The sequence below is a fragment of the Mycetocola sp. JXN-3 genome (genome assembly GCF_014522285.1).
GTDB lineage: Bacteria > Actinomycetota > Actinomycetes > Actinomycetales > Microbacteriaceae > Mycetocola > Mycetocola saprophilus.
The window spans coordinates 1,535,847-1,561,281 of sequence record NZ_CP041635.1 but is presented as its reverse complement, the minus strand read 5'-3'; the positions used below and the strand labels follow the sequence as shown (position 1 = coordinate 1,561,281).

Annotated in this window: 23 protein-coding genes and 1 tRNA gene; 6 read left to right on the top strand and 18 right to left on the bottom strand. The window is 66.7% G+C overall.

What is annotated here, in order from left to right:
- Positions 1-34 precede the first annotated feature (34 nt).
- Positions 35-790: an SDR family NAD(P)-dependent oxidoreductase gene (locus C7C57_RS07225; RefSeq protein WP_187978123.1), complete on the bottom strand. Its 756-nt coding sequence runs from the start codon at positions 788-790 to the stop codon at positions 35-37.
- Between the two features lie 239 nt (positions 791-1,029).
- Here C7C57_RS07225 and C7C57_RS07220 point away from each other — a divergent pair, with 239 nt between their 5' ends.
- The 3 genes from C7C57_RS07220 to C7C57_RS07210 are packed head-to-tail and all read left to right on the top strand — an operon-like array spanning position 1,030 to position 3,399.
- Complete coding sequence (locus tag C7C57_RS07220) at positions 1,030-1,890, top strand: aldo/keto reductase (protein ID WP_187978122.1); 861 nt, start codon at positions 1,030-1,032, stop codon at positions 1,888-1,890.
- 14 nt (positions 1,891-1,904) lie between these two features.
- Positions 1,905-2,573, top strand: a complete 669-nt coding sequence (locus C7C57_RS07215; RefSeq protein WP_187978121.1) for a TetR/AcrR family transcriptional regulator — start codon at positions 1,905-1,907, stop codon at positions 2,571-2,573.
- The gene (locus C7C57_RS07210; protein WP_187978120.1) at positions 2,551-3,399 is read left to right on the top strand and encodes an oxidoreductase; all 849 of its coding nucleotides are present in this window, start codon (positions 2,551-2,553) and stop codon (positions 3,397-3,399) included. Before C7C57_RS07215 ends, C7C57_RS07210 begins: the two co-directional genes overlap by 23 nt.
- A gap of 69 nt (positions 3,400-3,468) precedes the next feature.
- Here C7C57_RS07210 and C7C57_RS07205 read toward each other — a convergent pair whose 3' ends face one another.
- The gene (locus tag C7C57_RS07205) at positions 3,469-4,494 is read right to left on the bottom strand and encodes a LysR family transcriptional regulator (RefSeq protein ID WP_245601216.1); all 1,026 of its coding nucleotides are present in this window, start codon (positions 4,492-4,494) and stop codon (positions 3,469-3,471) included.
- Between the two features lie 74 nt (positions 4,495-4,568).
- Here C7C57_RS07205 and C7C57_RS07200 point away from each other — a divergent pair, with 74 nt between their 5' ends.
- Positions 4,569-5,405, top strand: a complete 837-nt coding sequence (locus C7C57_RS07200; RefSeq protein WP_187978119.1) for an aldo/keto reductase — start codon at positions 4,569-4,571, stop codon at positions 5,403-5,405.
- Between the two features lie 177 nt (positions 5,406-5,582).
- Here the strand turns inward: C7C57_RS07200 and C7C57_RS07195 are convergent, their stop codons facing one another.
- On the bottom strand, positions 5,583-7,679 hold the full coding sequence (locus C7C57_RS07195; protein WP_223144797.1) for an Ig-like domain repeat protein: 2,097 nt from the start codon (positions 7,677-7,679) through the stop codon (positions 5,583-5,585).
- Between the two features lie 1,682 nt (positions 7,680-9,361).
- Entirely contained in the window at positions 9,362-9,739 is a 378-nt protein-coding gene (locus C7C57_RS07190) for a hypothetical protein (protein ID WP_187978117.1), read from the bottom strand.
- Positions 9,740-9,770: 31 nt separating this feature from the next.
- Here C7C57_RS07190 and C7C57_RS07185 point away from each other — a divergent pair, with 31 nt between their 5' ends.
- Positions 9,771-10,199: a MarR family transcriptional regulator gene (locus C7C57_RS07185; protein WP_187978116.1), complete on the top strand. Its 429-nt coding sequence runs from the start codon at positions 9,771-9,773 to the stop codon at positions 10,197-10,199.
- 12 nt (positions 10,200-10,211) lie between these two features.
- Here C7C57_RS07185 and C7C57_RS07180 read toward each other — a convergent pair whose 3' ends face one another.
- The 14 genes from C7C57_RS07180 to hemE all read right to left on the bottom strand — a co-directional run bounded on the left by C7C57_RS07180 (position 10,212) and on the right by hemE (position 23,917).
- Positions 10,212-10,871, bottom strand: a complete 660-nt coding sequence (locus C7C57_RS07180; RefSeq protein WP_187978115.1) for an MBL fold metallo-hydrolase — start codon at positions 10,869-10,871, stop codon at positions 10,212-10,214.
- 101 nt (positions 10,872-10,972) lie between these two features.
- On the bottom strand, positions 10,973-11,506 hold the full coding sequence (locus C7C57_RS07175) for a hypothetical protein (protein ID WP_187978114.1): 534 nt from the start codon (positions 11,504-11,506) through the stop codon (positions 10,973-10,975).
- Positions 11,507-11,630: 124 nt separating this feature from the next.
- Entirely contained in the window at positions 11,631-12,233 is a 603-nt protein-coding gene (locus C7C57_RS07170) for a hypothetical protein (RefSeq protein WP_187978113.1), read from the bottom strand.
- Between the two features lie 123 nt (positions 12,234-12,356).
- Positions 12,357-12,429 (bottom strand) — tRNA-Ala (locus C7C57_RS07165).
- 298 nt (positions 12,430-12,727) lie between these two features.
- Positions 12,728-14,242 (bottom strand): DHA2 family efflux MFS transporter permease subunit, encoded by a 1,515-nt coding sequence (locus C7C57_RS07160; RefSeq protein ID WP_187978112.1) that lies wholly within the window; start codon positions 14,240-14,242, stop codon positions 12,728-12,730.
- Between the two features lie 33 nt (positions 14,243-14,275).
- Complete coding sequence (locus tag C7C57_RS07155; protein ID WP_255505802.1) at positions 14,276-14,911, bottom strand: PadR family transcriptional regulator; 636 nt, start codon at positions 14,909-14,911, stop codon at positions 14,276-14,278.
- A 144-nt stretch (positions 14,912-15,055) separates the two neighbouring features.
- A complete protein-coding gene (gene hemL, locus C7C57_RS07150; protein ID WP_187978110.1) occupies positions 15,056-16,384 on the bottom strand; it encodes a glutamate-1-semialdehyde 2,1-aminomutase in 1,329 nt (442 codons plus the stop codon).
- 31 nt (positions 16,385-16,415) lie between these two features.
- Positions 16,416-17,393: a porphobilinogen synthase gene (hemB, locus tag C7C57_RS07145; RefSeq protein ID WP_030143750.1), complete on the bottom strand. Its 978-nt coding sequence runs from the start codon at positions 17,391-17,393 to the stop codon at positions 16,416-16,418.
- The gene (locus C7C57_RS07140; protein WP_187978109.1) at positions 17,390-18,229 is read right to left on the bottom strand and encodes a uroporphyrinogen-III synthase; all 840 of its coding nucleotides are present in this window, start codon (positions 18,227-18,229) and stop codon (positions 17,390-17,392) included. Before C7C57_RS07140 ends, hemB begins: the two co-directional genes overlap by 4 nt.
- A gap of 4 nt (positions 18,230-18,233) precedes the next feature.
- Complete coding sequence (hemC, locus tag C7C57_RS07135) at positions 18,234-19,208, bottom strand: hydroxymethylbilane synthase (RefSeq protein ID WP_187978108.1); 975 nt, start codon at positions 19,206-19,208, stop codon at positions 18,234-18,236.
- On the bottom strand, positions 19,205-20,374 hold the full coding sequence (locus C7C57_RS07130) for a ferrochelatase (protein WP_030143753.1): 1,170 nt from the start codon (positions 20,372-20,374) through the stop codon (positions 19,205-19,207). Before C7C57_RS07130 ends, hemC begins: the two co-directional genes overlap by 4 nt.
- Positions 20,375-20,550: 176 nt before the next feature.
- Entirely contained in the window at positions 20,551-21,243 is a 693-nt protein-coding gene (gene hemQ, locus C7C57_RS07125; RefSeq protein ID WP_187978307.1) for a hydrogen peroxide-dependent heme synthase, read from the bottom strand.
- Positions 21,244-21,251: 8 nt separating this feature from the next.
- Entirely contained in the window at positions 21,252-22,826 is a 1,575-nt protein-coding gene (locus C7C57_RS07120; protein ID WP_187978107.1) for an NAD(P)/FAD-dependent oxidoreductase, read from the bottom strand.
- Entirely contained in the window at positions 22,823-23,917 is a 1,095-nt protein-coding gene (gene hemE / locus C7C57_RS07115; RefSeq protein WP_187978106.1) for a uroporphyrinogen decarboxylase, read from the bottom strand. Before hemE ends, C7C57_RS07120 begins: the two co-directional genes overlap by 4 nt.
- Positions 23,918-24,036: 119 nt before the next feature.
- On the opposite strand from hemE, the gene C7C57_RS07110 reads away from it, so the two are divergent.
- Complete coding sequence (locus C7C57_RS07110) at positions 24,037-25,395, top strand: glutamyl-tRNA reductase (RefSeq protein WP_187978105.1); 1,359 nt, start codon at positions 24,037-24,039, stop codon at positions 25,393-25,395.
- The last annotated feature ends 40 nt before the right edge of the window (positions 25,396-25,435 follow it).

Sequence of the window (25,435 nt, the reverse complement as noted above, 5' to 3'; positions counted from 1 at the left end):
GGGGTTTGGGATCAGCCCGGGGCGAACGCACACCCTATCGGGCGCTGTAGCCACCATCCACGAGGTGGGTGCTTCCGGTCACGAATCCGGCGGCATCACTGGCAAGGAAGGCAATCATCTGGGCGATCTCCTCGGCGGTGGCGAGGCGACCCATCGGGTGCAGCGCGACGAGTGCCGCATAGCTCTCGGGCGTGGTGATGTTCTGGATCATCGGGGTGTGCACGTATCCGGGGGCAACCGCGTTAACCCGCACGCCGGTGCGCGCATTCTCCAGCGCGGCGGACTTGGTCATCCCCACCACGCCGTGCTTGGCGGTCACATAGGCCGAGGCACCGGCCTGGCCCACGGTGCCCAGGATCGAGGCGAGGTTCACCACGGCGCCACCACCGTGGGCGGCCATCGCCGGGATCTGCGCGCGCATGCCGGTGTAGAGCGAGTCGAGGTTGATGCCGATCACGCGGTGCCAGTCCTCGGGGGTGTACTCGGTCAGCGGCGCCGACGGTCCCGAAATGCCCGCGTTGTTGACGGCGATGCCCAGGGGCGCCATCGCCTCGGCTAGGCGGACCGACTCGGTTCCCCAGTCGGGGCTGGTCACATCGGCGACATAGGTGGCCGCGGTGCCTCCGCGCGAAATAATCTCCTGATAAACGGCCTCGACGGCGGCCTGGTCCCGATCCACCAGCAGCACCGCCGTTCCGTTTGCCGCCAGGAGCTCCGCGACGGCGCGGCCGATTCCCGCACCCGCTCCGGACACGATTGCCGAACGGTTTGCCACATCATAGGTAGCCATGATTTCCTTCCCGGACCGGCGAACGTCTCGCCTGGCCCATCCGGAACCATACGCCTCGGTATCTACCCGTCAATGGGTGGCGCCGATTTCGCACGTTATGCTGTCGCATTTTGCGAGACTCCTCGCTTTTACCCCGGAAACCCGGGGATTTTTGCCGTTCGCACGCCGCGAACACGCGGGCTTGACAACCGGCGGGACAGAACTAAACTAAACGTACAGTTCAGTTCTGAAAGGACACCATGTCAACACCACACGCAGCCGGTTCGGGCACCTTCCTCCTCGGCGGCGACCTCCCCGTCACCCGACTGGGCTACGGCACCATGCAGCTCACCGGCCCCGGAGTCTGGGGTGAGCCCGCGGACCCCGACACCGCGATCGCGGTCCTCCGCCGCGCGGCCGAGCAGGGCGTGACCCTGTTTGATACCGCGGACTCCTACGGCCCCAGCGTCACCGAGCGCCTGATCCGCGAGGCCCTCCACCCCTACCGCGACGAGATCGTGATCGCCACCAAGGCGGGCTTCACCCGTCAGGGACCCGGGGAATGGACGATGCTGGGCCAGCCCGCCTATCTGCGTCAGCAGGTCGAGATGTCCCTGCGCATCCTGGGGCGGGATCGGATCGATCTCTTCCAGCTGCACCGAATCGACCCGAACTTCCCCCTGGCGGACCAGCTGGGGGTCCTCGAAGAGATGCGCGTCGAGGGCAAGATTCGCCACATCGGCCTGTCCGAGGTGAGCGTGGACCAGCTGAAGGCGGCATCCGACATCACTCGGATCGCCTCGGTACAGAATCTCTACAACCTGAGCGACCGCAGTGCCGAAGACCTGCTGGACTACGCCGAGGCCGCCGGCATCGGCTTTATCCCCTGGTTCCCCCTCGCCACCGGGAAGCTCGCCGGCCCCGACAGCCCACTCGCCCAGATTGCCGAAACCCACGGTGCCACCCCGGCGCAGCTGGCCCTGGCCTGGCTCCTGCACCGCTCCCCCGCGATGCTGCCCATCCCGGGAACCTCATCCCTCGCCCACCTCGATTCGAACAACGCCGCGGCGGACATTAGCCTGGATGCGGACGAGATGGCAGCGCTTTCCGCGCTGAGCTAACCACGGAGGACCCGATGCCCACGCCCCCACCCGCCGAGGTACCCGACGGCATTCAGTGCCACCCCACCGGGACCCGCAGCGACCGCATTCACGAATCGGTTCTGCGCGCGACCGAGGAGCTGCTGACCGAGGGTGGGTATCCGGCGGCGACCGTGGACGCCATCGCGGCCCGGTCGGGCGTGAGCAAGGCCACCATTTATAAGCACTGGCCCTCGCGCACGGCCGTGGCCGCCAAGGCGTTTGGGCGCCTGATGGCGGGCGCGCTCCCACTGCCCGACACCGGGAACAGCGTTGCCGATCTCACCGAGCAGGTCCGCCGCGTCAGCGCGTTCTACGCCAGTGATTTGGGGGCGGTTTTTGCCCAGCTGCTGGCCGCCTGCGTGGACGATCCGACCGGTGCCGCCTACTTCCGCGAGTACTTCCTCGACGGCCGGCGCACGGCGATTGCCACGCTCTGGCAGCGTGCGGTTGATCGCGGGGATGCCTCCCCCACCATTCCGATTGACGACGTGATCGACATCCTGTTCGGACCGCTGATCTTCCGTCGCCTGACCGGACACTACCCCCTCACCGAGGACGCGGCGACCACACTGGCGCTGAACGCGCTCCGCGGGCTCCTCCCCGCGGCGTCCCCACACACTTCTCTTTCCAAGGATTCCCATGACACACACCATTCTGATTAGCGGCGTGAGCGGCGGCCTCGGTCGTTCGTTTGCCACTGCCGCACTCGAAGCAGGACACACGGTTATTGGCACGCTGCGCAGGCCCGAACAGATCGCCGCGTTCGAGGCCCTGGCACCGGGACGCGCCCACGGCATCCTGCTTGATGTCACCGACACCTCGGCGATCGCCCCGGCGATTGAGCGGGTTGAGCGGGAAATCGGCCCGATTACCGCGCTGGTCAACAATGCCGGCTACGGGGTTGAGGGCGCATTTGAGGAAACCCCGCTGGACACCGTGCGTGAGCAGTTCGAGGTCAACGTCTTCGGCGTGATCGAGCTCACCCGGGCGGTTCTGCCCTACCTCCGCTCGCGTCGGGCCGGCCACGTGGTGTTCATCACTTCGATGGGCGGCCTGCGGGCCTTCCCCGGCCTGACCGCCTATAACTCCACCAAGTATGCGGTGGAGGGCCTAGCCGATGCCCTCCGTCCCGAGATCGCGAGTTTTGGTATCCACGTCACCAGCATCGAACCGGGCGGGTTCCGTACCAACTGGGCCGGATCCTCGATGACCCGGGCACCGCGCAGCATTGAGGACTACAACTCGGTTATGGATCCGATTCGTGAGGGCCGCCTGAAAATGAGCGGCAACCAGATCGGCAACCCCGACGCCGCGGGCCTGGCTCTCCTCACCGTCTTGGACTCCAAGACTCCTCCGGCACACCTGATGCTGGGTTCGGATGCGCTGCGCCTGGTGGGTGAGGCTCGTTCGGCCTTCGACAGTGAGGCGGAGGCCTGGCGTGAGGTCAGCCTGTCCACCGACTTCGAGGACGGCATCACCCTGGGCTAATCCCCACACCCACACGCGGGTTCGCTCCCCACACCATCCGGTCCGGGTGAGCGAACCCGCGTGTTCGCGTTAACCCGAGATCGATTCGGGGGTGAGCAGCTCCAAGCTTTTCGAGCCGGGTGCCTCGGTTCGGGCGGAGGATATCCGGCCCAGAGTGCGTGCCGCGTACTCCCGATGCGCATGCTCGGGGGTGCAGTGATCGGGCAGGCAGCGACCGGATTCCAGCAGCTCCAGCAGGAGCCTGGCGGGAACCGTGCGATGTTCGGCGGTGGCCGTGGTGGTGATCGCCGAGACCGTCCAGTCCGCCACCGCCTCCCCCGGAAGTGAGCGCACCATCAGTTCCCGCGCCTCCGGCTTACCGATGACGTGCTCGGGCACGATGGCAATGCCCATCCCCGTGCCTACCAGTTCCAGGAGCGTATGCACATCGGTCACCGTGCAGCGCACCCGACGATTCACCCCGTGAGCCTCCAGGAGTTCATCGTTGAGGGTGCGCACACCCCAGGTAGGGGCAAAATCTACGAACTCCATTCGGGCAAGATCGTCCCAGTCGGGACTCGCGATCGCGGCGAGTGGATGTGAGGCCGCGTGCAACACTACGAAGGTTTCTTGACCAATCACCATGCGTGGCAGCGCGCCGAGGTGTCGATTTGCAGCCACAAAAGCCACGTCCACAGCACCCGAGCGCACCTTGCCCACAAGCTCGTGGGACCCCGCCTGGACAAACTCGGTTTCCACCAGCGGATAGCGCCGGTGGAAGCGGTCAAGCACCGCGGCGATATCCACAAACCCGAGGCACTGCTCGGCACCGATCCGCAGCGATCCGGAGACCTGATGCGAGGTCTGGATGACCGCATCACGGGCGCGAGCCGCCTGCTCGAGCATCAACCGGGCATGTGGGATCAGGGCGAGCCCCGCCTCGGTGGGCTCAACACGCCGGGAGGTGCGATCAAAAAGCGGGGTGCCCAGCTCCTGTTCGAGGTTCCGAATCGAGGAGGACAGACCCGACTGGGAGATGCCGGACGCCTCGGCAGCCCGCGTAAAATGGCGTTCGTCGGCGAGGGCGACGAGGTGTTCCAGCTGGCGCAAATCCATGTATTAGTTCCACTTCTCAAAACCATCAGTATCAACTGTTGGACTTCTAGATTACCCCTCCCTAGGCTGAGGACATGAGCATTCCTAAGATTTCACTGAACTCCGGACATTCGATCCCTCAGCTCGGCTTTGGCGTTTTCCTGGTGCCGGCCGACGAAGCAGAAAAGGCAGTCACCGAGGCGCTCGAGGTGGGCTACCGCCACATCGACACCGCGGCGATCTACCAGAACGAGGAGGGTGTCGGCGCGGCCATTGCCAAGAGCGGCATCCCGCGCGAAGAACTCTTCATCACCACCAAGCTGTGGAACGACCACCAGGCCGAGGAGCTGCCGCATGAGGCCATCCGCACCAGCCTGGACAAGCTCGGCCTCGAGTACGTCGACCTGTACCTGACCCACTGGCCCACCCCCGAGCGCCAAACCTTTGTTAACGCATGGACCAAGCTGATCGAGATTCGTGACGCGGGCCTCTCGCGTTCAATCGGTGTCTCCAACCACCTGCCCGAGCACCTCGACGCGCTCGTAGCCGCCACCGGTGAGGTGCCCGCGATCAACCAGATCGAACTGCACCCCGCATACCAGCAGCGCAACGTCCTTGAGTGGGCCGCCGCGAATGGGACCCGGGTAGAGTCTTGGGGCCCGCTGGGCCAGGGCAAGTACCCGCTGTTCGAGAACCCCGCGGTGGCCGCGGCCGCCGAAGCTCACGGAGTCACTCCCGCACAGGCGGTCATTCGCTGGCACCTGCAGAAGGGGATCATCGTCTTCCCCAAGTCGACCCGCAAGGAGCGCATGGCCGAGAACTTCGACGTGTTCGGCTTTACACTGACCGACGCCGAAATCGCCGCTATCGACGGTATTGACCCGCTGGATGGCTCGGGCCGCGTGGGCACCCACCCGCTCGAATTCAACTAGTCAGCCGCACGAAAAACCGCCGCCGCCCAACTCGGGCGACGGCGGTTTTGTCGCGTTTACCCCCGCGGGCTTACTCAGCAGCGAGGTGCCGGGTTTGCGACCGCAGGAGCGCCAGAGGTGGCGGCGGGGACTGGCGACACACTCGCCACCCGACCCCGCCGCTCGCCCCGCGAGGCCCTATGAATTGCGTGAGCGCTGTGCGCGTCGATGCCCTCCCAGCAGGCCAGCTCCGAGCAGCAACGCGAATGCTCCCAATGCCACCCCGAGAGGCACACCGGTCGCACCGGTCTCGGGGAGACCATTGCCCGGTTCGGCTCCGGGGTTGGTTCCGGGGTGGGTCCCAGGGTTAGTTCCGGGGTCGGTCCCGGGGTTAGTTCCGGGGTCGGTCCCGGGTTCGGGAACCAGGATCTCCGTTGAGCTCGTGCGATTCGAGGAAGCACCCACCGCAACAATGGTGTGCTTTCCCGCCGCCACCTCCGGAAGCGCGAACGTGAACACAGCAGATCCCGCCTCGTCGGCAACGACGCTCCCCAGCTCAATCGGATCAGAGTGCAGGGTGAGGTTAATGGTCTCGCGAGGGACAAAACCCGTCAGATTGATCGTGAGCTTATCGCCGACCCCTGCGGTGGGCTTGCTGACGACGGCCGCGGCGGTTCGCGCCTGCACCGACAGAGTGACACCGGCAGACTCCGAAGCATCATGATTCTCGTCTCCCGAATAGGTAGCGACGAGCTGGCTGGTGCCCGCGGTCAGGTTACTCAGCGGTAACGTGGCCCGTCCAGCGACCAGGGGTGCCGAGCCGATGGCCGACGCACCGTTCCTGAGCGTCACGGTACCTCCGGGTACCGTTCCGTGGCTGGCGGTAACGGACACGGTCACCGAGGCGCTGCCACCCTCAACGAGCGCCGCGGGGGCAACGGCGATCGACGTGCCTGACGATGCCTTTGACGTGGTAGCAGATGCGGTGGCGCTCAGCGCGACGGCTACCGGGGACTGTACCGTCGCGGTGAACGGGAAACTCCCCGCAGACTTTACACCCAGGTTCAACGTCGCGATTCCGGATGCGTCAACGGTCGCGGTACCCAGAGGATCGTTTGCGGAGTCGGCGAAGGCGATCGAACCGGTGATCGGATATCCGTCGGCCCGGACGAGCGTGGCCTTGGCTTCGACCTCCTGCCCGTAGGAGACGGGTGAGGCGATGGCGCTCAGGGTGACATTTGAAAGGACAGAGACGTTTCCGTTGCCCGCGTTCGGAACGTAGAACGAACCGCCCTGCTGCGGATCCAGCACGCCCCAGAAAGCGAGGTTTCCCACGGGGATTGTCCGGGCAACACCCGCTTCGGCGGGCACCACAGAGACAAAGGACTTCGTCTCTGACGGGAAAACCTGTGTGACCACCAGAGCCGTACCATCCTTCAGCACGTCGACAGAGAGCGGGAGGAGCGTGTCAGCGTTCACGGTTCCGAGGGCTTCGCTGCGAATGATCTCGGCCGTCGCCCATCCGTTGTTGGAAGAGAACCAGGACACGGCGTTGGTGTCAGAGCTGGCGATAACGGCCGCTCCGGTTCGCGGGTCCACGCCGATACCCGTGGGGGCGTCGGTGACCGGGAAGGTGCCGATGACTGCTGCGGGGGTAGCCGCGGTGTCGATCACGGTGACGAGCTTCGCATACTCGCTCGCGATGAAGAGCCGGTTGCGGTCGTTGTCGATCGCGCTCGTTGCCCCGGCCGTGACGACAGACGACAGCGTCTGAACGACCTTGAGCTTATCGGCGCCGTCCGCGCGTCCGAGGATCGAGACCGTGTCGCCGCTCACGTTGACGACGTAGGCGCGTCCATCCGCTCCCACCTCGACCTTTTGGGGGTTCCCCCCAACCTCGACGGTGGGAGGCAGCGACGTCGCGGTGTACGTGGCATCGGGATCGACCACGGAGACAAACCCATCCGTGGTGTTGTGGACGACGTACACGGTCCCCCCGACGGGCGAGACGGCCGCATCGAGCGCATAGGTTTCACCATCCAGCGGAATGGTTGACGCCGTTCCATTCCTCAGGTTGAGAACGGAGAGGCTCGGGGTGTCATCCTTCTGGTCATCGGCCAGGTACAGTCGGTCACGGGTGGGATCCACCGCTCCGCCCTGCAGCCACGTTCCCGCGGTCGTCTGGGTATAGATGCTCGGCCGAGCAACTTCGGCGAGCGTGGATGCGGTCGACGACGGCGTGGGTACCGCCGCCGCCCCGTCGGAGCTCAGGACAGCGCTAGCAACGGGAATCATGACGAGCGCCACGGTGGCGACCGCCGCGAGTTGGAAGTTTGCACGGAAGTATGGCCGTGTCAGGGCAGGGGGCATGTGGGGGAATCTCATTCCGGTTAGTGCAGCGGGTATCCACAGCTATTCGTCGTCACAATACATTTCACAACAAAGTAGTGCGATTTTCGCGATCGTGCGGCTGGCCAAACACTAGCGGAATGCGGGCGTCAGCGCCACAGTTTATTCATGCACCTCGGACCAACATCCATTGCGGGAACTTTTCGCCACCGAACGCGGCGGGGAAGCCCTCGCGACGGGCGCAACCCCGAAATGGCCCGCTGGAGGTCAACTAGGCTTCACATCCGTGAGTCCTCGCGACTAGGCCCGCAGAGGCCTCTCCGCGGATACAACCGCCGTCACCCAATTCGGGTGGCGGCGGTTCGTGTATTCGCGCGCAGCTAACCTTTCCGCCGAAACCAACGTCGGCGTCTGCTCGACCTGCTCAGTCCCATCTGCCGGTTAAAATCCGCCTGAGAGGCCTCAAATTTGCGCAGGTATTCCGTCCACTCGGCTTCGATCTGTTCCTGCCTATCATCAGGCTCCCACCTGCCGGTCTCTATCGTCCAAACCCACATATCTCGCATCGTTCACCTCCTTTCGATCAGGCTAGATCCGAATCCACCCAAAAGACATACCTGTGCCACCTCATTCACCGGGGGTGCACGGGTAAACCGCGTGAACCCGCGAGGCCTTCCGCTATCCCCAGAGCTTCGCCAAAGCACTGGAGGACAACCAGGTCACCGCCCGCGAAACAATCAGGGACTTCGCTCAGGACGGCGAGCACACCGACGGTCACACCTGAGACCCGCACGGGTAGCGCAATAAGTGCCCCGCTCAGCAGTCCGAGCGGAACATGTCGTCCCCTTCGACGCTGCTCGTTCACATCTGTTATCAGGAGCTGGTCGATTTCCGAGTCAACGAGCCGCCACAACCCCGTCTTCGCTGAGGCTTCACGGAACTCATGTCTCTCAAACTGGGCACTCAGTAGTCCCCCTGGCAATCCGTCGGCAGTCGAAAACCACGGGAGTAGGACACGCACACCGGCTTCCGACCCACCCAGTCGAAAACACACGGCGATGATTAATTGCGCGTCTAGCTGTCGCGAGGCCTGAGTCACGATGCTTCGGATTACAGCGCCGAGTTCAGACGCACGCCGACGTCTGGATGCCGTCACTAAGACGGAAATCGCGCGCAGAATCTGTGCCACGGTAAATCCCAGCGATGCGGCGCTTCGCTCGCCGCTCGCGCGTCGATTCTCGAAGATCTTGTCTTCTCGTTGCGCGGACCTATGGGCTCGATAGAGTCCGAGTAGAAGAATGAGGAATCCTGCAAGATAACCCCCACGCCGAAACAGTAGTGCAAGCCCCCACACGTCAAGCGAATCCAGAATCGCCAGCATAAATGCCGAAGCCGCGACCAACACCAGCGCGATAGTGGGCCATCGCACGCAGCGGAGAGGTTGAGTTTTCGTCATCCACTAACGCTAAGAATCCCCGTCCCGCGGGCGCCGCGAAGCACAGGATCTGGGGAGAGATCCGCGAAGTCGCGGCATTGTGGACAACGCCCCAACCCCGATACCTCAACGATCATTGGTTGGGGTGATGGGTGAGCTTCCACCCCGCACGCGCACCCGAAGCGGCCGAACCTCAGACCCGGTGGGGAGAGACGGGGGTGTTCGCCAGGTTGCGGGTGAAGGACTGCCGGTTTGGTTCGGTGCCGTCCGCCGCAAGGCCGGCATCCGCGAGCATCCTGGCGGCCTCGGCGGGGATCTGCGTCAGCGTGCCGGAGCCATCGTGGGCGGAACGGGCCAGGCCCGTGAGCAGGGTGATCGGATCCCCGTTCGCGGTCTGCACCTCGATGCGTGCACCGCGGCCCAAGGCCACAAGGTACACGCGGGTCAGCTCCGTCAGGGCGTACACGCGCCGGGAGCCGCGACGGCGCAGCACAATCTCCGCGGGGTGGATTTCGAGCGTGACGGTTTCGGTACCGCGACCCACCCGGGCAACCGGCATCGCCCAGATCAATTCGAATACAGCCTTGCTGTACTATTTCACCATGATCGAATCTTCAGAGTGGGCCGAACAGCTTCGTCGATCGGTGGGCGATTTTGTCCGCGCAACCCGGGCATCCGCCGACACCCTGCCCGATGCCCAGGCCGCGACGCTCGGATATCTGGACCGCGAGGGTCCCGCCACAATCGCCGAGCTCGCCCGGAAGCGCAACGTCCGCCACCAGAGCATGCGTGTGACGGTCGATGATCTGGAACGCACCGAACTGGTGGACCGAACCCCGAACCCCGACGACAAACGCAGCCTGCTCATCACTATCACCGACCCGGGCCGCGCGGCCCTCGGCCAGGCGCGCGCGGGCCGAGCGTCCACGATCGATGCGGCGATCGCCGAAGAACTAACGGCCGAGGAGCGGCGCGACCTGCAGCGCCTCTCGAGCATCCTCGATCGACTCACCGCGACGATCACCAAATAGCATCCAGCTCCGCTACGCGAAGGCCGACGATACCGGATCCACGTCGAGGCTCTCCCCCGGCGGCAGAATCAGGAACGGCACATCGGTCAGCCCCTCGGTGCCGATGAAGTTGGCGGTGGATCGCTGACCCAGCTCGCTCAACATCAGCTCGTGGATCTGGACGACCAGGGTGGGGGCGACCGCGCGCACGTAGCCCACCGCGTCTCCGAGCTTGGTCCAGGGCCCGCTCGTGGGCAGCAGCAGCACCTCGACCGGAACCTCGGGCACAAGATAGGCATCGCCGGGGTGGAAAACCGTGCCACCCACGAGGTATCCCACGTTGTCGATCTGCGGGATATCGGGGTGGATCACCGCATGCTGGCCGGCAAAGACGCGCACATCGATGTCTCCCACGGCAAAGCTCTCCCTGTCGGAGACGGCGTGGACGGAACCGCCGGGGAGTCGCTCGGCGAGCGTCTGAGGAGCAAACACCCGCAGCTCGGGACGGGCGGTGAGCGCCGCTTTCAGCGCCTCCTCGTCCACATGGTCAAAATGGTCGTGGGTGATGAGGACCGCATCCACCGACTCCAGGAGGGAGGCGGCCTCGGGAGTAAAGGTCCCCGGATCAATCACCAGGGAGGCGGTATCGGTGGCCAGCACAACGCAGGCGTGGGCAAACTTCGTGAGAATCATGAGGAACTCCATTCGTACAGGCTAACTGTACAACACAACTGTAGAAATTCCCAGGGTGACCCCTGCCCGGCTTCTCGCTCCCGGCCCCGTCCCCGAATTTGCTAGCGCGCGGCACCCACCGAACGGGTCACCATGACGGAATCCTCGGGCGGCGAACCCGCGCTCTCCCGGAGGACCGAGATGTAGTCGGTCAGGAAGTCGACGCGGGACACCTCATCGATTCGCGCCCGCTCATCCCCCTCGTCCCAGGTTCCCTCTGGCGAGATCGTCAGATACCACCAGTGCGGTTCGACGACGGCAATCCCGCGCGCAATCCAGAAACCTCCGGAAGATCCGGTGCTCCGATAGAACCCAATGACGGGCGCGTTGTCGAGCGCACCCCGAACCACTCCCCGCGCGCTCCCCAGATCGATCGGGCGGGTCGGCCGCGCAGGCGGCCAGTTCCGCTGGGCTTTCAGGAACGGCAGGAAGCGGTCATCCGGACGAACCGCCGAAATCTCCGCGGTCCGGATCGCCGAGTAACCGTTGAGATAGGCCCCATCACGCAGCCGGGCGATCAGGGTCCACTCGGCCGAGACGTCCAGCAAAATACCGTCGAGGGGTTCTCCAGGTACCCCCTTGTGCCGGATTCGCACGGGCACAGCCTCGCGCCGACTTTGCTCGAGTCGCCGGGAAATCTTCGATGGTTTCTGCTGCGTGTTTTTCACACCCCATAGTGGCACGGGGCAGGCGGCAATTGCCATCTCCCCCCACGGCTCGCTACTCCGAGGAGGGATCCTCCGAGGGTTCGGATCCCCAGGCGGGCATGGGCCCGGCGACCGCGTGAACGGCGCGGCTGTAGTCATCGCCAAACTCCACCCGGGTGAGGTTTGTGAACAGGGCCTCCCGGGCGCCGTCTTCCCAGGTGCAATCCGGATTGATCATCACGATCCACATTGCCCGAGCATCCCACTCCACCGGGGTCCCTAACCACACCGCACCGGGGCGGCGTCGCTCCTCGGCAAATATGAAGACCGAAGAAATCCGTGCCACATCGGCGAGGATGGTCGCCGCGGAAGCCAGGTTGATCTCCCCGGCGGGAAGCGGTGGCGGCCACTCGCGGTGCTCACGCAGATAGGGGACAAAGGTGTCCCGTAGGCGGACTCCGCGAATGTCCTTTCGACGCAGAATGGCATAGCCATCGTAGAACCCCGCATCCCGAATGCTCTGCAGCAGGATCCAGTCCTCCCCCAGGGCCAGCACCAGACCCGTGCGAGTTTCCCCATCCGAGAAGCGGTCGACAATTTCAACCGGGATGCATTCGGTCAGCGAGCGGCTCAGGCGACGCGCGATCTTTTTGCGCGAGTGGGAGGATTTAGGCACACCCCATAGTGGCATCCGCCGCAAGCCGACGCCACCCCGATCCGGGAGTGGCAAACGCCGTTTGCGGTACAACGCAAAAACCCCGTCCGAAGACGGGGGTTTTACTGTGCTAATGCACGGGGGTGGATCTGAGGGGACTCGAACCCCTGACCCCCTGCATGCCATGCAGGTGCGCTACCAGCTGCGCCACAGACCCAGATTTCCTTGCCCGATCTCTCGCGCTTGGAACTCTTATACTCTACAACACCGCGACCCCGATCTCCCAATCGAGCACCCCGGAATCGGCACCCACACACCCGGTTTGCCCGAGAAATGGGGCGACGCGCCGCGACCGCCGACACCCTCGCTCGGGCGCGTCGTTTCGCGGATCCGGGTTGCTCGCAGGCGAATCTGACCAGCCCGATTCCCGCGATGGAGCCCCCGCTCAAACGCAAATCGCGCGACATGCCGTTCGGGGCATATCGCGCGATTCGCGGTGTGGGAGAAGGCGGAGTCTAGCCCTCGACGGGAACCGGTGCCGCGGCGCGGGTCTCCGGTGCGGCCCAGGCGGCCTTCTTCGGCTTCTGGAAGAACAGCACAAACAGGGCACCCAGCAGGGCCACGGCGGCGGGCAACAGAAGCGTCTGCGACATCGCGGTGGTGAACGGCTCGTGCAGGAACACCGGCAGCTCTCCCCCACCGATCTCGGACAGCCCCGAGGCTCCACCCGGAGCGGCGGGCATCTCGGCGGTCAGTCGGGCCTGAATCAGCGCGGCAATGCTGGCACTACCCAGCACCGCACCGATCTGACGGGTGGTGTTGAACACACCCGAACCGGCACCGGCCTTATGCGGGGGCAGGTTCCGGGTGGTCATATTAGACACCGGACCCCACATGAAACCGTTCGCGAAACCGAGCAGGGCGCTCGGGAACAGCATCATCCACAGCGGCTGATCGGGGGTCATCAGCAGCGAGTACCAGAGCAGCGAGACCGACAGCACGGTCAGACCAAACAGGGCGAACCACTTGGGGTTGACCCGGTCGATCATCTTGCCCACCACCGGTGCCAGACCGGCCGAGATTACGGCCATCGGCACCAGCATCAACGCCGACTGGGTCGGGGTCAGCCCGCGCACGGTCTGGTAGAAGAACACCAGCGGCAGGGACATGCAGGTGATGGTGAACCCGACGGTCGTGATGACCAGGTTACCCACCGAGAAGTTGCGGTCCTTGAACAGGTCCAGCGGGAGCAGCGGCTCGGACTTGGTGATCGCCTGCCAGCCCACAAAGGCTGCCAGCACCACGATTCCGGCGATAATCAGACCCCATACGCTGATCGGCCCCACGATGGTGCCCCAGTCATAGGTGCCACCCTCCTGGATGCCAAATACCAGCAGGAACATACCCGCGGCGCTCAGGAACACACCCACCAGGTCGAAGCGGTGCGGGCTGGTAGCCAGCTGCGGCACGTTGCGCCACACCATGATGAAGCCCACGATACCCACCGGGACATTGATGAAGAAGATCCACTCCCAGCCGACGCCGTCGACCAGGACGCCGCCGAGGATCGGACCCACCAGGGTCGCCACACCGGCGGTGGCACCCCAGAGACCCATGGCCGCGCCACGACGATCCGGCGGGAAGATGCGGGTGATGACGGCCATGGTCTGCGGCGTCATCAGCGCGGCACCGAGACCCTGCACGGTGCGGGCGATAATCAGGACCTCGACGCTGCCCGACAGTCCACACCACAGTGAGGCCAGGGTGAAGATCGTCAGACCGATCAGGTAGAGGTTTTTCGGACCGAATCGGTCGCCCAGGCGGCCGGTGATCAGCAGCGGAACGGCATAGGCCAGCAGGTAGGCGCTGGTCACCCAGATCACGGTGTTGATGTCGGTGTGCAGGCCGCGCATGATCGCGGGGTTTGCCACCGAAACGATGGTGGTATCAATCAGGATCATAAAGAACCCGATGACCAGCGACCACAGCGCCGGCCAGGGCCGCACGGCGGTAGCGGGAGGTGTTGACATGAGTGTCACTTTCTACTGAGGGGGATCAAAAATTTAGGGGTTTGGAGCGTGTTTGCGAGCCTTACGCTCGGCCGTCTGGGCCTTTTCCTCGGGGGTTCGACTGTCCTGCCAGGACAGCTCGCCCGCACGCAGGCGTTCAATCTGGGCTACCACCCACGTGATCTCAGCCTCGGCCATGGTGAGCATGTAGGGGACGTTAATCCAGTACAGTTCGGGAACGTTGAGGGCGGATACGGCGGCCACCTCGGCACGGATTCGCACCACCCGGGCCCGCATCTCCACCAGTCGCTCGGTGAGGAGTTCCACCACCTGCTCCACGGGCAACACGTGCGCCTCGGACAGCGCCTGAAGCACGCTCGGCCGCTCGATCCGTGGGGTACGCAGCAGTTCGGCCACATCGGCATAGAGCCGCTCGCGACCCTCGTCGGTGATCTCAAACAGGGTGCGTTCGGGGCGGGCACCCTCGCGCTCCACCTGGGCGACCCGCGCGTACTCCTTCTGCTCCAGCGCGTACACCGCGCGGTACAGCGAGCCCGGGCTGACCTTCACCACGGTGTCTTCGCGCCGCTGGGTGGCGATCTGATACATCTCATACGGATGCATCGGTCGCTCCAACAGCAAACCCAGTGCCGCGATCTCAATCGGTTTGAGTGTAACCTCTGCCACCATTACCTCCAACAAAACTATTCCACATGGAATATACCCCGTGGAGGGGTCATCCGCAAAACGATTGTGTGTGAACTTCCGGTAAACGCGGCGATGCCCGGGACAGGAAAACCTGTCCCGGGCATCGGATCTGGATTGGTGGCGAGCCTAGACCGGAGTGGCCTCCGCGGCGGCGCGGGCGGCGGCGGGCAGCGCCGCGAGGATCTGGGCGACGGCGTCCTCATCGTGGGCGGCCGAGACGAACCAGGCCTCGAAGACGCTCGGCGGCAGGTTGATGCCGGCATCCAGCATCGCGTGGAAGAACGGTCCATAGCGGTAGGCGTCCTGCGCCTGTACCTCGGCGTAGTTCACCGGGGCCTCCTCGGCGAACACAAACGAGAACAGGTTACCGGCGCGCTGCACCACGTGAGGGACCTCGGCGACCGTAAGCGCCGCGGACACCGCGGACGAGAGGGTGTCGGCGACGATATCCAGGTGGGCATAGACCTCGGGGGTCGCCCGGCGCAGGGTCTCCAGACCCGCGGCCACGGCGACCGGGTTTCCCGAGAGCGTTCCGGCCTGATACACCGGTCCGAGCGGGGCCAGGTGGTCCATGACCTCGGCGCGGCCACCCAGTGCGGCCAGCGGCATGCCGCCGCCGATGACCTTACCGAAGGTGAAAAGGTCGGGCACATAGCCCTCCCCCGCCGCGGCCTGCAGGCCCCAGAATCCGGCCGGTCCCACGCGGAATCCGGTGAGCACCTCGTCCAGGATCACCAGGGCGCCGTGGGCGTGCGCAAGCTCGGTCAGCGCGGCGTTGAAGCCCGGCGCCGGCGGGACCACACCCATGTTGGCCGAGGCGGCCTCGACGATGATCCCGGCGATGTTCTCGCCGTGCTCGGCGAAGACCGCGCGCAGCGCATCCAGGTTGTTATAGGGCACCACCAGGGTCTGCCCGGCGGTGGCCGCGGTCACCCCGGCCGAACCCGGCAACGCCAGGGTCGCCAGGCCCGAACCCGCGGCGGCCAGCAGGCCGTCGGAGTGCCCGTGATAGTGACCGGCGAACTTCACCAGCAGCTCGCGCTCGGTGAACCCGCGCGCCAGCCGGATCGCGGTCATGGTGGCCTCGGTCCCGGTGGACACCAGGCGTACCTTCTCGATCGGGCTCACCCCGTTTACGCTCACGCGCTCGCGGATCAGCTCGGCCAGCTCGGTCTCCGCCGGGGTCGATGCCCCAAACGAGAGTCCGCGCGCGGCGGCCTCCTGCACCGCGCGCACCACATCGGGCTGCGCGTGACCGAGGATCGCCGGACCCCAGGAGCACACCAGGTCCACGTACTCGGTACCCTCGGCATCGGTCACCCGGGCACCCTGGGCGGACACCAGGAAACGCGGCGTTCCCCCCACCGAACCGTAGGCGCGTACCGGGGAGTTCACCCCGCCGGGAATCGAAGACTTGGCGCGGGTGAAGAGGTCGGCGTTATCGGCGTGGGTCATGGGGCTCCTAGATATCGGGAACGAAAAAAGTTTAGGCGCGCAGCCAGGTGGCCAGCTCGGTGGCCCAGTAGGTGAGCACGGCGTCGGCACCGGCGCGGCGGATACCGATCACCGACTCCTCGATGGCCCGGCGACGATCGATCCAGCCGTGTGCGGCGGCGGCCTCGATCATCGCATACTCACCGGAAACCTGGTACGCCCACACCGGGACGGTGGACATCGCGGCCACATCGGCGAGCACGTCGAGGTAGGACATCGCGGGCTTGACCATCACGATATCCGCGCCCTCGGCGAGGTCCAGCAGGGTTTCGCGCATGCCCTCGCGGCGATTGCCGGGATCAAGCTGATAGGTGCGCCGGTCGCCCTGGAGCTGCGAGTCCACGGCCTCGCGGAAGGGGCCGTAGAACGCCGAGGCGTACTTGGCCGAGTAGGCCAGCAGCGCGGTGTCGATGTGACCGGCGCGGTCGAGGGCCGCGCGGATCGCGCCGACCTGACCGTCCATCATGCCGCTGAGGCCCAGCAGTGCCGAGCCGGCCTCGGCCTGAGCCAGCGCCATCGAGACGTAACGCTCAAGGGTTGCGTCGTTGTCCACGGCACCGTCCTCGGTGAGCACACCGCAGTGGCCGTGGTCGGTGAACTCATCCAGACACAGGTCGGTCTGCACCACGAGTGCGTCGCCCACCTCGGCCTGCAGGGCACGGGTCGCGCGCTGCAGGATGCCCTCGGGCGCATCGGCCTGACTTCCCACGGCGTCGCGCACGGTCGGGATCCCGAACAGCATCACGCCGCCCACGCCCGCCGCGGCGGCCTCGGTCGCGGCGGCCCGCAGGCTGTCCAGGGTGTGCTGGAATACGCCGGGCATCGAGCCGATCGCGCGCTTCTCGGTGAGGTCCTCGTTCACAAACAGCGGGAGGACCAGCTGTGCGGGATCAACCCGGGTTTCGGAAACCAGGCGACGCATCGCCGGGGACTGACGCAGGCGGCGGGGCCGCTCGGGCAGGGAATTCATGGGGTGTCCTCTCCGCCGTGATCGGGCACGGCGAGTCCGGGGGTGAGGGAAGAATAGTGGTTTTCTAGGGCCGCGACCATGCTCTCGGCATGTCGGATCGGCGCCTCGATGGTGATCGCCAACCCGGCAGCCTCGGCCGCCTCGGTGGTGCGATCCCCGATGCTGACCCGGACCACGTCGACGGACAGGTCGGGCACCTGGGTGATGATCTGGACGGCCACGCTGCCCGAGGTCACCAGGATCGCGTCGATATCACCGAGGGCCAGCGCGGTGCGCACCTCGGGGGTGAGTTCCACCGGGATCGTGCGGTAGGCGTGCACCCGGGTCACGTCGGCACCGAGAACGGTAAGGCCGTCCACCAGGGTGGGGCCCGCGAGGGCCGAGTCCAGTACCAGGACCCGGCCGAGACCGGGGTGTGCGTTCAGCTCACCGAAGCTCGCAACCATACCGCGGGCGGTGTGATCCTCGGGCGGCATCAGATCCACCCGGTAGCGAGCTTCGGCCAGTGCGGCGGCGGTTGCGGTGCCGACCGCGGCGATCCGGGTGGTTTCCGGAATTTTTGCGGCATGGGCACGCAGCACCCGAACCGTGGTCGCGCTGGTCACGGTCACCCAGTCGAATGCCCCCGCGGCCAGCGCCTCGAGCGCACGCTCCAGGGCGGCCGCGTCGGGGGCCGGTTCGAAGTCGATCACCGGGGCGATCACCGCGGTGGCACCGTGGGCGGCCAGGTTCTCGGCGACCTGCACACCCCAGCGTCCGTCGCGGGGCACCAGTACCCGGCGGCCGGCGAGGGCCGAACAGGTGGCGTGGGTTTGGGGTTCTGCGTGCGTGTTCATCGGTCTAGGTCAGCGGCGCAATCTCGGCGGCACCGTCGGCGAGCAGCGCATCGGCCAGGTCGGATCCCAGCCCGGCGGCGACGCTCAGCAGCGTATCCGCCGAGACCGCGACACCCTCGGTGCGCTCGCGCAGGTCGGTCCCGGTGGGGGCATAGACGGCCGCGTGCAGCGCCAGGGTCCCGTCGGAAAGCACCGCGTGGGCCCCGATCGGTGCCGCGCATCCGGCTTCCAGGCGGGCGAGTACCGCGCGCTCGGCGGCGGCTTCCGCACGGGTTTCCGGGTGCTCGATGGCGTTCAGGGCCGCGCGGATCGGATCGGTCACCGGTGCGGCCACAGACTCCGCCCGCACCTCGATCGCCAGCGCACCCTGGGCGGGAGCGGGCGGCCACCCGGACAGCTCGAAGCGCTCGGTGATCGCACCGTCACGGCCCAGGCGTTCCAGCCCGGCCACCGCGAGCACCACCGCATCCAGCTCGCCCGAGGTGACAAAGCCCAGCCGGGTGTCGATGTTACCGCGGATATCCACGATCTCCAGATCGGGACGGCGACGACGCAGCTGCGCAATCCGGCGCGGGGATCCGGTCCCAACCCGGGCACCCTCGGGCAGCTCGGCGAGGGTCAGCCCGTCGCGCGCGCACAGCGCATCTCGGGCATCCGCCCGCACGGGAACCGCACCGATCGCCAGGCCCGGGGCCGCGGCGGTGGGCAGGTCCTTCATCGAGTGGACCACGAGGTCGCACTCCCCCGCGAGCAGGAAATCGCGCAGAGCCGAGGCGAAGACGCCGGTGCCACCGAGGCTCGCGAGCGAGGCTCGGGTCACGTCGCCGTGGGTGGTCACCGGGATCAGCACGGTCTCGATGCCGGTGGCCGCGGTGATCGCGCGGGCGATATCGCCGGTCTGCGCCAGCGCCAGGGCGCTGCCCCGGGTACCGATCCGCAGAACGGTACCCGGGGCAGCGGGAGAATGCTGCTCGGTCACGGGGCGATTCCCGCCAGGGCCGGCTTGAAGCCCGCCCGCACGTTCTCGCAGCAACCCGGACGGCACACGTCATACCAGGGACCGAGGTCGGTCATCGCCGGACGCTCGGACACCGGGGTGCCGTCGCGACGCTCCAGCACCAGATCCACCAGACCCTTCACAAACTCGTGGTGAGTACCCGGGGTGGGCACCCGCAGCGAGTACAGTCCGGCGTTCTCGGCCGACTCGGTGGCCTCGTTGTCGAGGTCCCAGAGGACCTCCATGTGGTCGCTCATGAAGCCCAGCGGCACGATCACGACCGCGCGGGTACCGGTGGCCGGCAGCTCCTCGATCACGTCGTTGATGTCGGGCTCAAGCCAGGGCATGCTCGGTGGGCCCGAACGGGACTGGTAGACCAGCTCCCAGGGCACATCCTGGTCCAGGGCCAGCTCCTGCTGCACCGCGGCCATCACCACCTCGGCGACGGCGAGGTGCTGGGCGGCATACGCGCCACCCTCGCCGAAGTTACGCTCGGACGGACCCGAGCGCACGGCGTCGGTGGACGGAATCGAGTGGGTCGCAAACAGGACCTTGACCTCGCGGGCCAAGTCGATATCGCGCACATCCTGGACAATCTTCGCCAGCGCATCGCCGACACCCTCGATGAACGGGGTCACAAAACCGGGGTGGTCGAAGAACTGACGCACCTTGTCGATTTCGATCTGGCCCTCCAGGCCGGTCTCATCCAGCGCGATCGCGAAGTCCTCGCGATACTGACGGCAGGAGGAGAAGGATGAGTAGGCGCTGGTCGCGATCGCGATGAGCTTGCGGTAGCCGCGGTCGTGGGCCTCCTGCACGGCGTCGCGCAGGTAGGGGTTCCAGTTGCGGTTTCCCCAGATCACCGGCAGGTCGATGCCGCGGCTGGCCAGCTCGGCCTCCAGGGCCGCCTTGAGCTCACGGTTCTGATCGTTGATCGGGCTCACGCCGCCGTGGTGGCGATAGTGCACGGCCACCTCTTCGAGGCGCTCCTCGGGGATGCCGCGGCCGCGGGTCACGTTACGCAGGAACGGGATGACGTCATCCTGACCCTCGGGTCCGCCGAAACCGGCGAGCAGGATCGCGTCATAGTCCACCGGGGTCTCGACCCAGGGGGCACCGGAACGGGCTGCCTCGGTTGCACCGGGCACGATTCCCGCAGGGGCAGCAGCCTGGGGCGCGGCGGCCTCGGTTGCGGCCGGCGCGGTTGCCGCAGTCTCGGTCGCGGCCGGCGCGGTTTCGATGGTCACGGCCTCGGCCGAGCCCTCACGCGAGCAGGCACAGTTGCCGCCGCAGCCGCCGGTCTGGGCGGGGGTTTGCAGTTCACTCATCGGATCACCTCAACAATCTCGGCGGCCGGAATCCGCCGGCCGGTATAGAACGGTACCTCTTCGCGCACGTGACGACGGGCGTCGGTCGCGCGCAGTTCACGCATCATGTCGACCAGTTCGGTCAGCTCATCCGACTCGATCGGCAGAATCCACTCATAGTCCCCCAGGGCGAAGGAGGACACGGTGTTGGCGATGGCCCCACGGAAGCTGGCGCCCATGCGGCCGTGCTCGGCGAGCATGCGCGCACGCTCGTCCTCGGGCAGCAGGTACCACTCGTAGCTGCGCACAAACGGGTAGACGGTGATCCACTGCTTGGGATCCTTGCCGGTCAGGAAGCCGGGCACGTGACGCTTATTGAACTCGGCCTCACGGTGCACACCCAGCGCGTTCCAGGTGGGCAGTAGCTCGCGCAGCAGCTCGGTGCGGCGCAGCACGCGGGCGGCCGACTGCAGGTCCTCGGCGCGGTCGCCGTGGATCCAGATCATCAGGTCGGCGTCGGCGCGCAGGCCCGAGACGTCGTAGAAGCCGCGGGTGACCACGCCGTTTTCGGCGAGGGTGTCCACGGCGGCGTTCAGCTCGGCCACGGCGGCATCGGAGTACTCACCACGTAAGGCGGGATTCCGGCGCAGGACAAGCCAGAGGGTGTAACCGAAGGGAGAGTCCGGGGTATTTACCGGGCTGGTGTCGATGGACAAAGCTACTCCTTTGAATTCGGACTGTTATCGGATGTGGGGGTCTGGGTGGGAGCGGCCAGTTCGCCGTTCTCCAGGTATTCGGCGGCGATCAGGTGGCGCACGCGCTTCGCCGCCGCGTGGGCGTCGGGGACCACCGAGGCGAGCCCGGTTCCCGACAGCCAGGCACCGGTGACATCGAGTCCCGGAACCGCGGCCACGGCCGCGCGGATTCGCTCGGCACGCTCCCGCGCGCCCTGGGCCGAACCCGGCGGGGTGCTGCGCCAGCGGGTGCGGGCAAACCCAGCCACGGTCTCGGCGGGCAGGTCCACGCCGAGGATCGCGGCGGCATCGGTGCGGGCGATCTCGGCCAGCTCGGCGTCGTCCCGCTCCCCCAGGGCTACCGGATCGTAGGACAGCCGGACCGCGTGACGTCCGGGATGCTCGGCCAGCGCCTCGGCGAGCCAGGCCCACTTGGCACTCGAGTGGGTCAGGGCCTTGGCCTGGACACCGCTCTGTCCGGCATGGCCGGCGATCAGCACGCCGCTGCCGCGCGGGTGTCCGTCGAGGTTCGGGGCGTCCAGCAGCAGCGAGGCGAGGATCACCTCGGGGGAAACCTGGGCGGTCTCCTCGGCCAGGGCCGCAACAACCGGTCCCAGCAGGTCAAACGCGGGCAGCTCGGCCGTGGCCACAATCACCCGGTCGGCGTAGAGCACCGAGTGGTTTTCCAGGCGCAGGGTCCACAGCGTGTGCTCCCCCGGGCCCTCGGGAATCGAGTAGCCCTCGGTGGCCACAAAGTCTTCGGAGTCGATGATCGGCAGGTCCTCGGCGGACACCGCACCGGCGTGCAGCCCGGCCACCGGCGTTCCGGTCTGGATCACGCCGCCGCGCCGGATGATCTCCGCCGCCAATACCGAAACCAGCGTATGCATGCCGCCGATGATGCCCTCAACCTTGGCACCCGCGCGGGCGGGGCCTGCGGCATCGGTCAGCTCGGCCACCGCTGCACCCAGGGATCCGGTGCGGGTCAGGGCCTGGTTGAGACCCGGGGCGACGCGATCCACGTCGATCTCCTCGGGACCCACCGAATACACCCCGCGCACCACGGGCGTCACCAGCTCGGTGAGCACCGCGTCACCCATGCGCTTGCGCACGAGCTCGGCGAGGTTCTTTTCGCGGCCGATGGTCAGCACCGGACGCACGCGGTCCAGGTAGGCACGCATGACACCCTTAGATCCGATGACCCGGCGCACGTCCTCGGCCAGCGGGTTGGCCGGGATCCCCAGCAGCGCGGTCTTGGGCAGCGGCACCGAGGCACCATCGGTGCGGCGCAGCCAGGCACCGGCCGGGTTCGGGGCGACAATCTGCTCCTCGAGTCCCAGCTCGACCAGCAGCTCACGCACGTGACCGCCGCGGGTCGCATAGCTCTCGGCACCGCCATCCAGGACGATGTCGCCCACGGTGACCGGGGAAACCGATCCGCCCAGCAGCTCGGCGGCCTCGATCACCGTGACGCGGATACCCACGCGCAGGCAGTCGAGCGCGGCCACCAGGCCGGCGACCCCGCCGCCGACGACCACAACATGACGCGGTTCGATCACAGCGAGTGCACCAGCTCTACCACGCGGGTCAGCACGGTCGGGTCAGTCTCCGGCGGGACGCCGTGACCGAGGTTCATCACGTGGGCGGGGGCATCGAGTCCGCGGCGGTGCACGTCTCGTACGTGCGCCTCCAGAACGTTCCAGGGGGCGGCGAGCATCGCCGGGTCCACGTTGCCCTGGACCGGGACGGAGGCGCCCAGGCGGCGGATTCCCTCATCCAGCGGCGTGCGGTAGTCGATCCCCACCACGTCGGCCCCCACGTCGCGCATCTGCGGAAGGATCTCGCCGGTGCCCACACCGAAGTGGACGATCGGAACGCGGGTTTCGGTGCCGGAGACCTCGAAGGTCAGATCACGCACGAAGTCGAGCACGCGGGCGCTGGCGGTGGCCACGTGGCGCACGTAGTCCTCGGGCGAGAGCGATCCGGCCCAGGAATCGAACAGCTGCGCGGCCGACGCGCCGGCGAGCACCTGGGCACGCAGGAAGCGGCCGGTGATCTCGGCGGTCCAGGTCATCAGCGCGGCCCAGGACTCGGGGTCGGCGTGCATCATGGTGCGGGCGCGGATGTGATCCTTGCTCGGGCCGCCCTCCACCAGGTAGGCGGCGAGGGTGAACGGCGCGCCGGCGAATCCGATCAGCGGCGTGGTGCCGAGCTCGGCCACGGTGCGGGCGACGGCGTCGATGATCGGGCCCAGGGCGCTATCCAGCTGGGCGGGATCGTTCTGCACCAGCTCGGCCACGTCGGCGGCGGTGCGCACGGCCTTACCCATCACGGGTCCGCGACCGGGCACGATCGACACATCCACGCCGACCAGCTTGAGCGGGACAACGATGTCGCTAAAGAAGATGCCCGCGTCCACCGCGTGGCGGCGCACCGGCTGCAGCGTGATCTCGCTGGCCAGCTCCGGGGTGAGGCACGCCTGGAGCATTTCGGTGCCGACACGCAGTTCGCGATACTCGGGCAGGGAACGTCCGGCCTGACGCATGAACCAGACGGGGGTCGTGGCGGGACGGATGCCGCGGTACGCCGAAATCAGCGGGGATTCGGCGGTGAGGCCCGCCTGAAGCGGGTGTGTGGTGGGGACAAGCATGAGTCCATCTTCTCAAACCTCGCGGCAAAAGTTGCCGACACCCGGTCGAGTCGCCGCCGACAGAGTGTCGGGAAGTATGTCCCGGTCAGACGCAAAAAATCTGGGGTTAGTATGGATGAGTGCTGATCTGTTTGACCGCGAGCCACAAGAACTCCTCCTTCGACCTTCTCGAACGCCTCTCCGCCGCCGAGGGACGCCTTGAGCGCGCCCTACTGGATGCCGACCCGACCATCGCCGGGGCCGTCATCATCAATACCTGCAACCGCTTCGAGGCCTATGTGGAACTCGACAGCGCGGGCACCCCACCCCAGGCACGCGCGGCGCTGACCGCTGCCGCCGCATCCTCGACCAATCTCGACTCCGCCGAGCTCGGGGACACCTGGGATCTGCACGTGGGCGAGGAGGCCGCGCGCCACCTGTTCGCCGTATCTTCGGGTCTGGAATCCGTGGTCGTGGGCGAGGGAGAAATCGCCGGTCAGGTGCGCCGAGCGCTGGAATTTGCCCGCGCCGAGGACACCACCACGAGCGACCTGGAGCGTCTGTTCCAGCGTGCCTCGCAGACCTCCCGCGCGGTCAAAAACAAGACCCCGCTGGGACGCGCCGGACGATCCCTGGTGCGTCTGGCCCTCGATCTCAGCGACAGTCGTGTCTCCGACTGGTCGGCCCTGCGGGTGCTGCTCATCGGTACCGGTGCCTACGCCGGGGCCAGTCTGGCGGCCCTGCGCGATCGCGGCGTGACCCAGGTGTCGGTCTACTCCCCCTCGGGACGCGCGGCAAAGTTCGCCCAGGGTCACGATATCGAGCCGGTGGCGGCCACCGACTTTGAGACCGCGGTGGCCGAAGCCTCGCTGATCGTGACCTGCACCACGGCCACCGACTATGTGCTGGATGCCGACATCGTGGCCGCCGGAAGGCGACACGCCCCGCTCGCGCCGCCGCAGCTGGGGCACGAGGATGCACCCGGCTGCCCGGTGATCGCCCCCGCCCGCCAGCTGGTGATCGACCTGGGTCTGCCCCGCAACGTGAACCCCAACGTGGTGGAGGCCGGGAGCATCGAGCTACTGGACCTGGAAACCATCCGCCTGCACGCCCCGCTCGAGGAGGTTCAGGCCACCGATCATGCCCGCGTGCTGGTCAACCGGGCCGCCAAGAAGTTCATTCAGGTGACCTCCGAGCAGGGCCTGGACCCGGCCGTGGTCGCGATGCGTCGACACGCCCATGCGATCCTCGAGGAGGAGGTCGCCCGGGTGGCCCCGCGCGACCCCGACGGCGTGGCCGAACGCGCGCTGCGCCACCTGATGGGACGGATGCTGCACGTGCCCACCGTGCGCGCTCGGGAGCTGGCCCGCGCCGGCGAGCACGACCGCTACCTGGAGGCGTTGGAGACCCTGTTGGGACTCGCGGTGCCCGGCACCGCGGACCAGGTCAAGGTCGAGGTCGAGGTCGAGGTGCCAGAATCGAACCGTCGGGCGTCGTAGCATCGACACCACGTCGGCACAATCCCGCCGAATTCGCGCT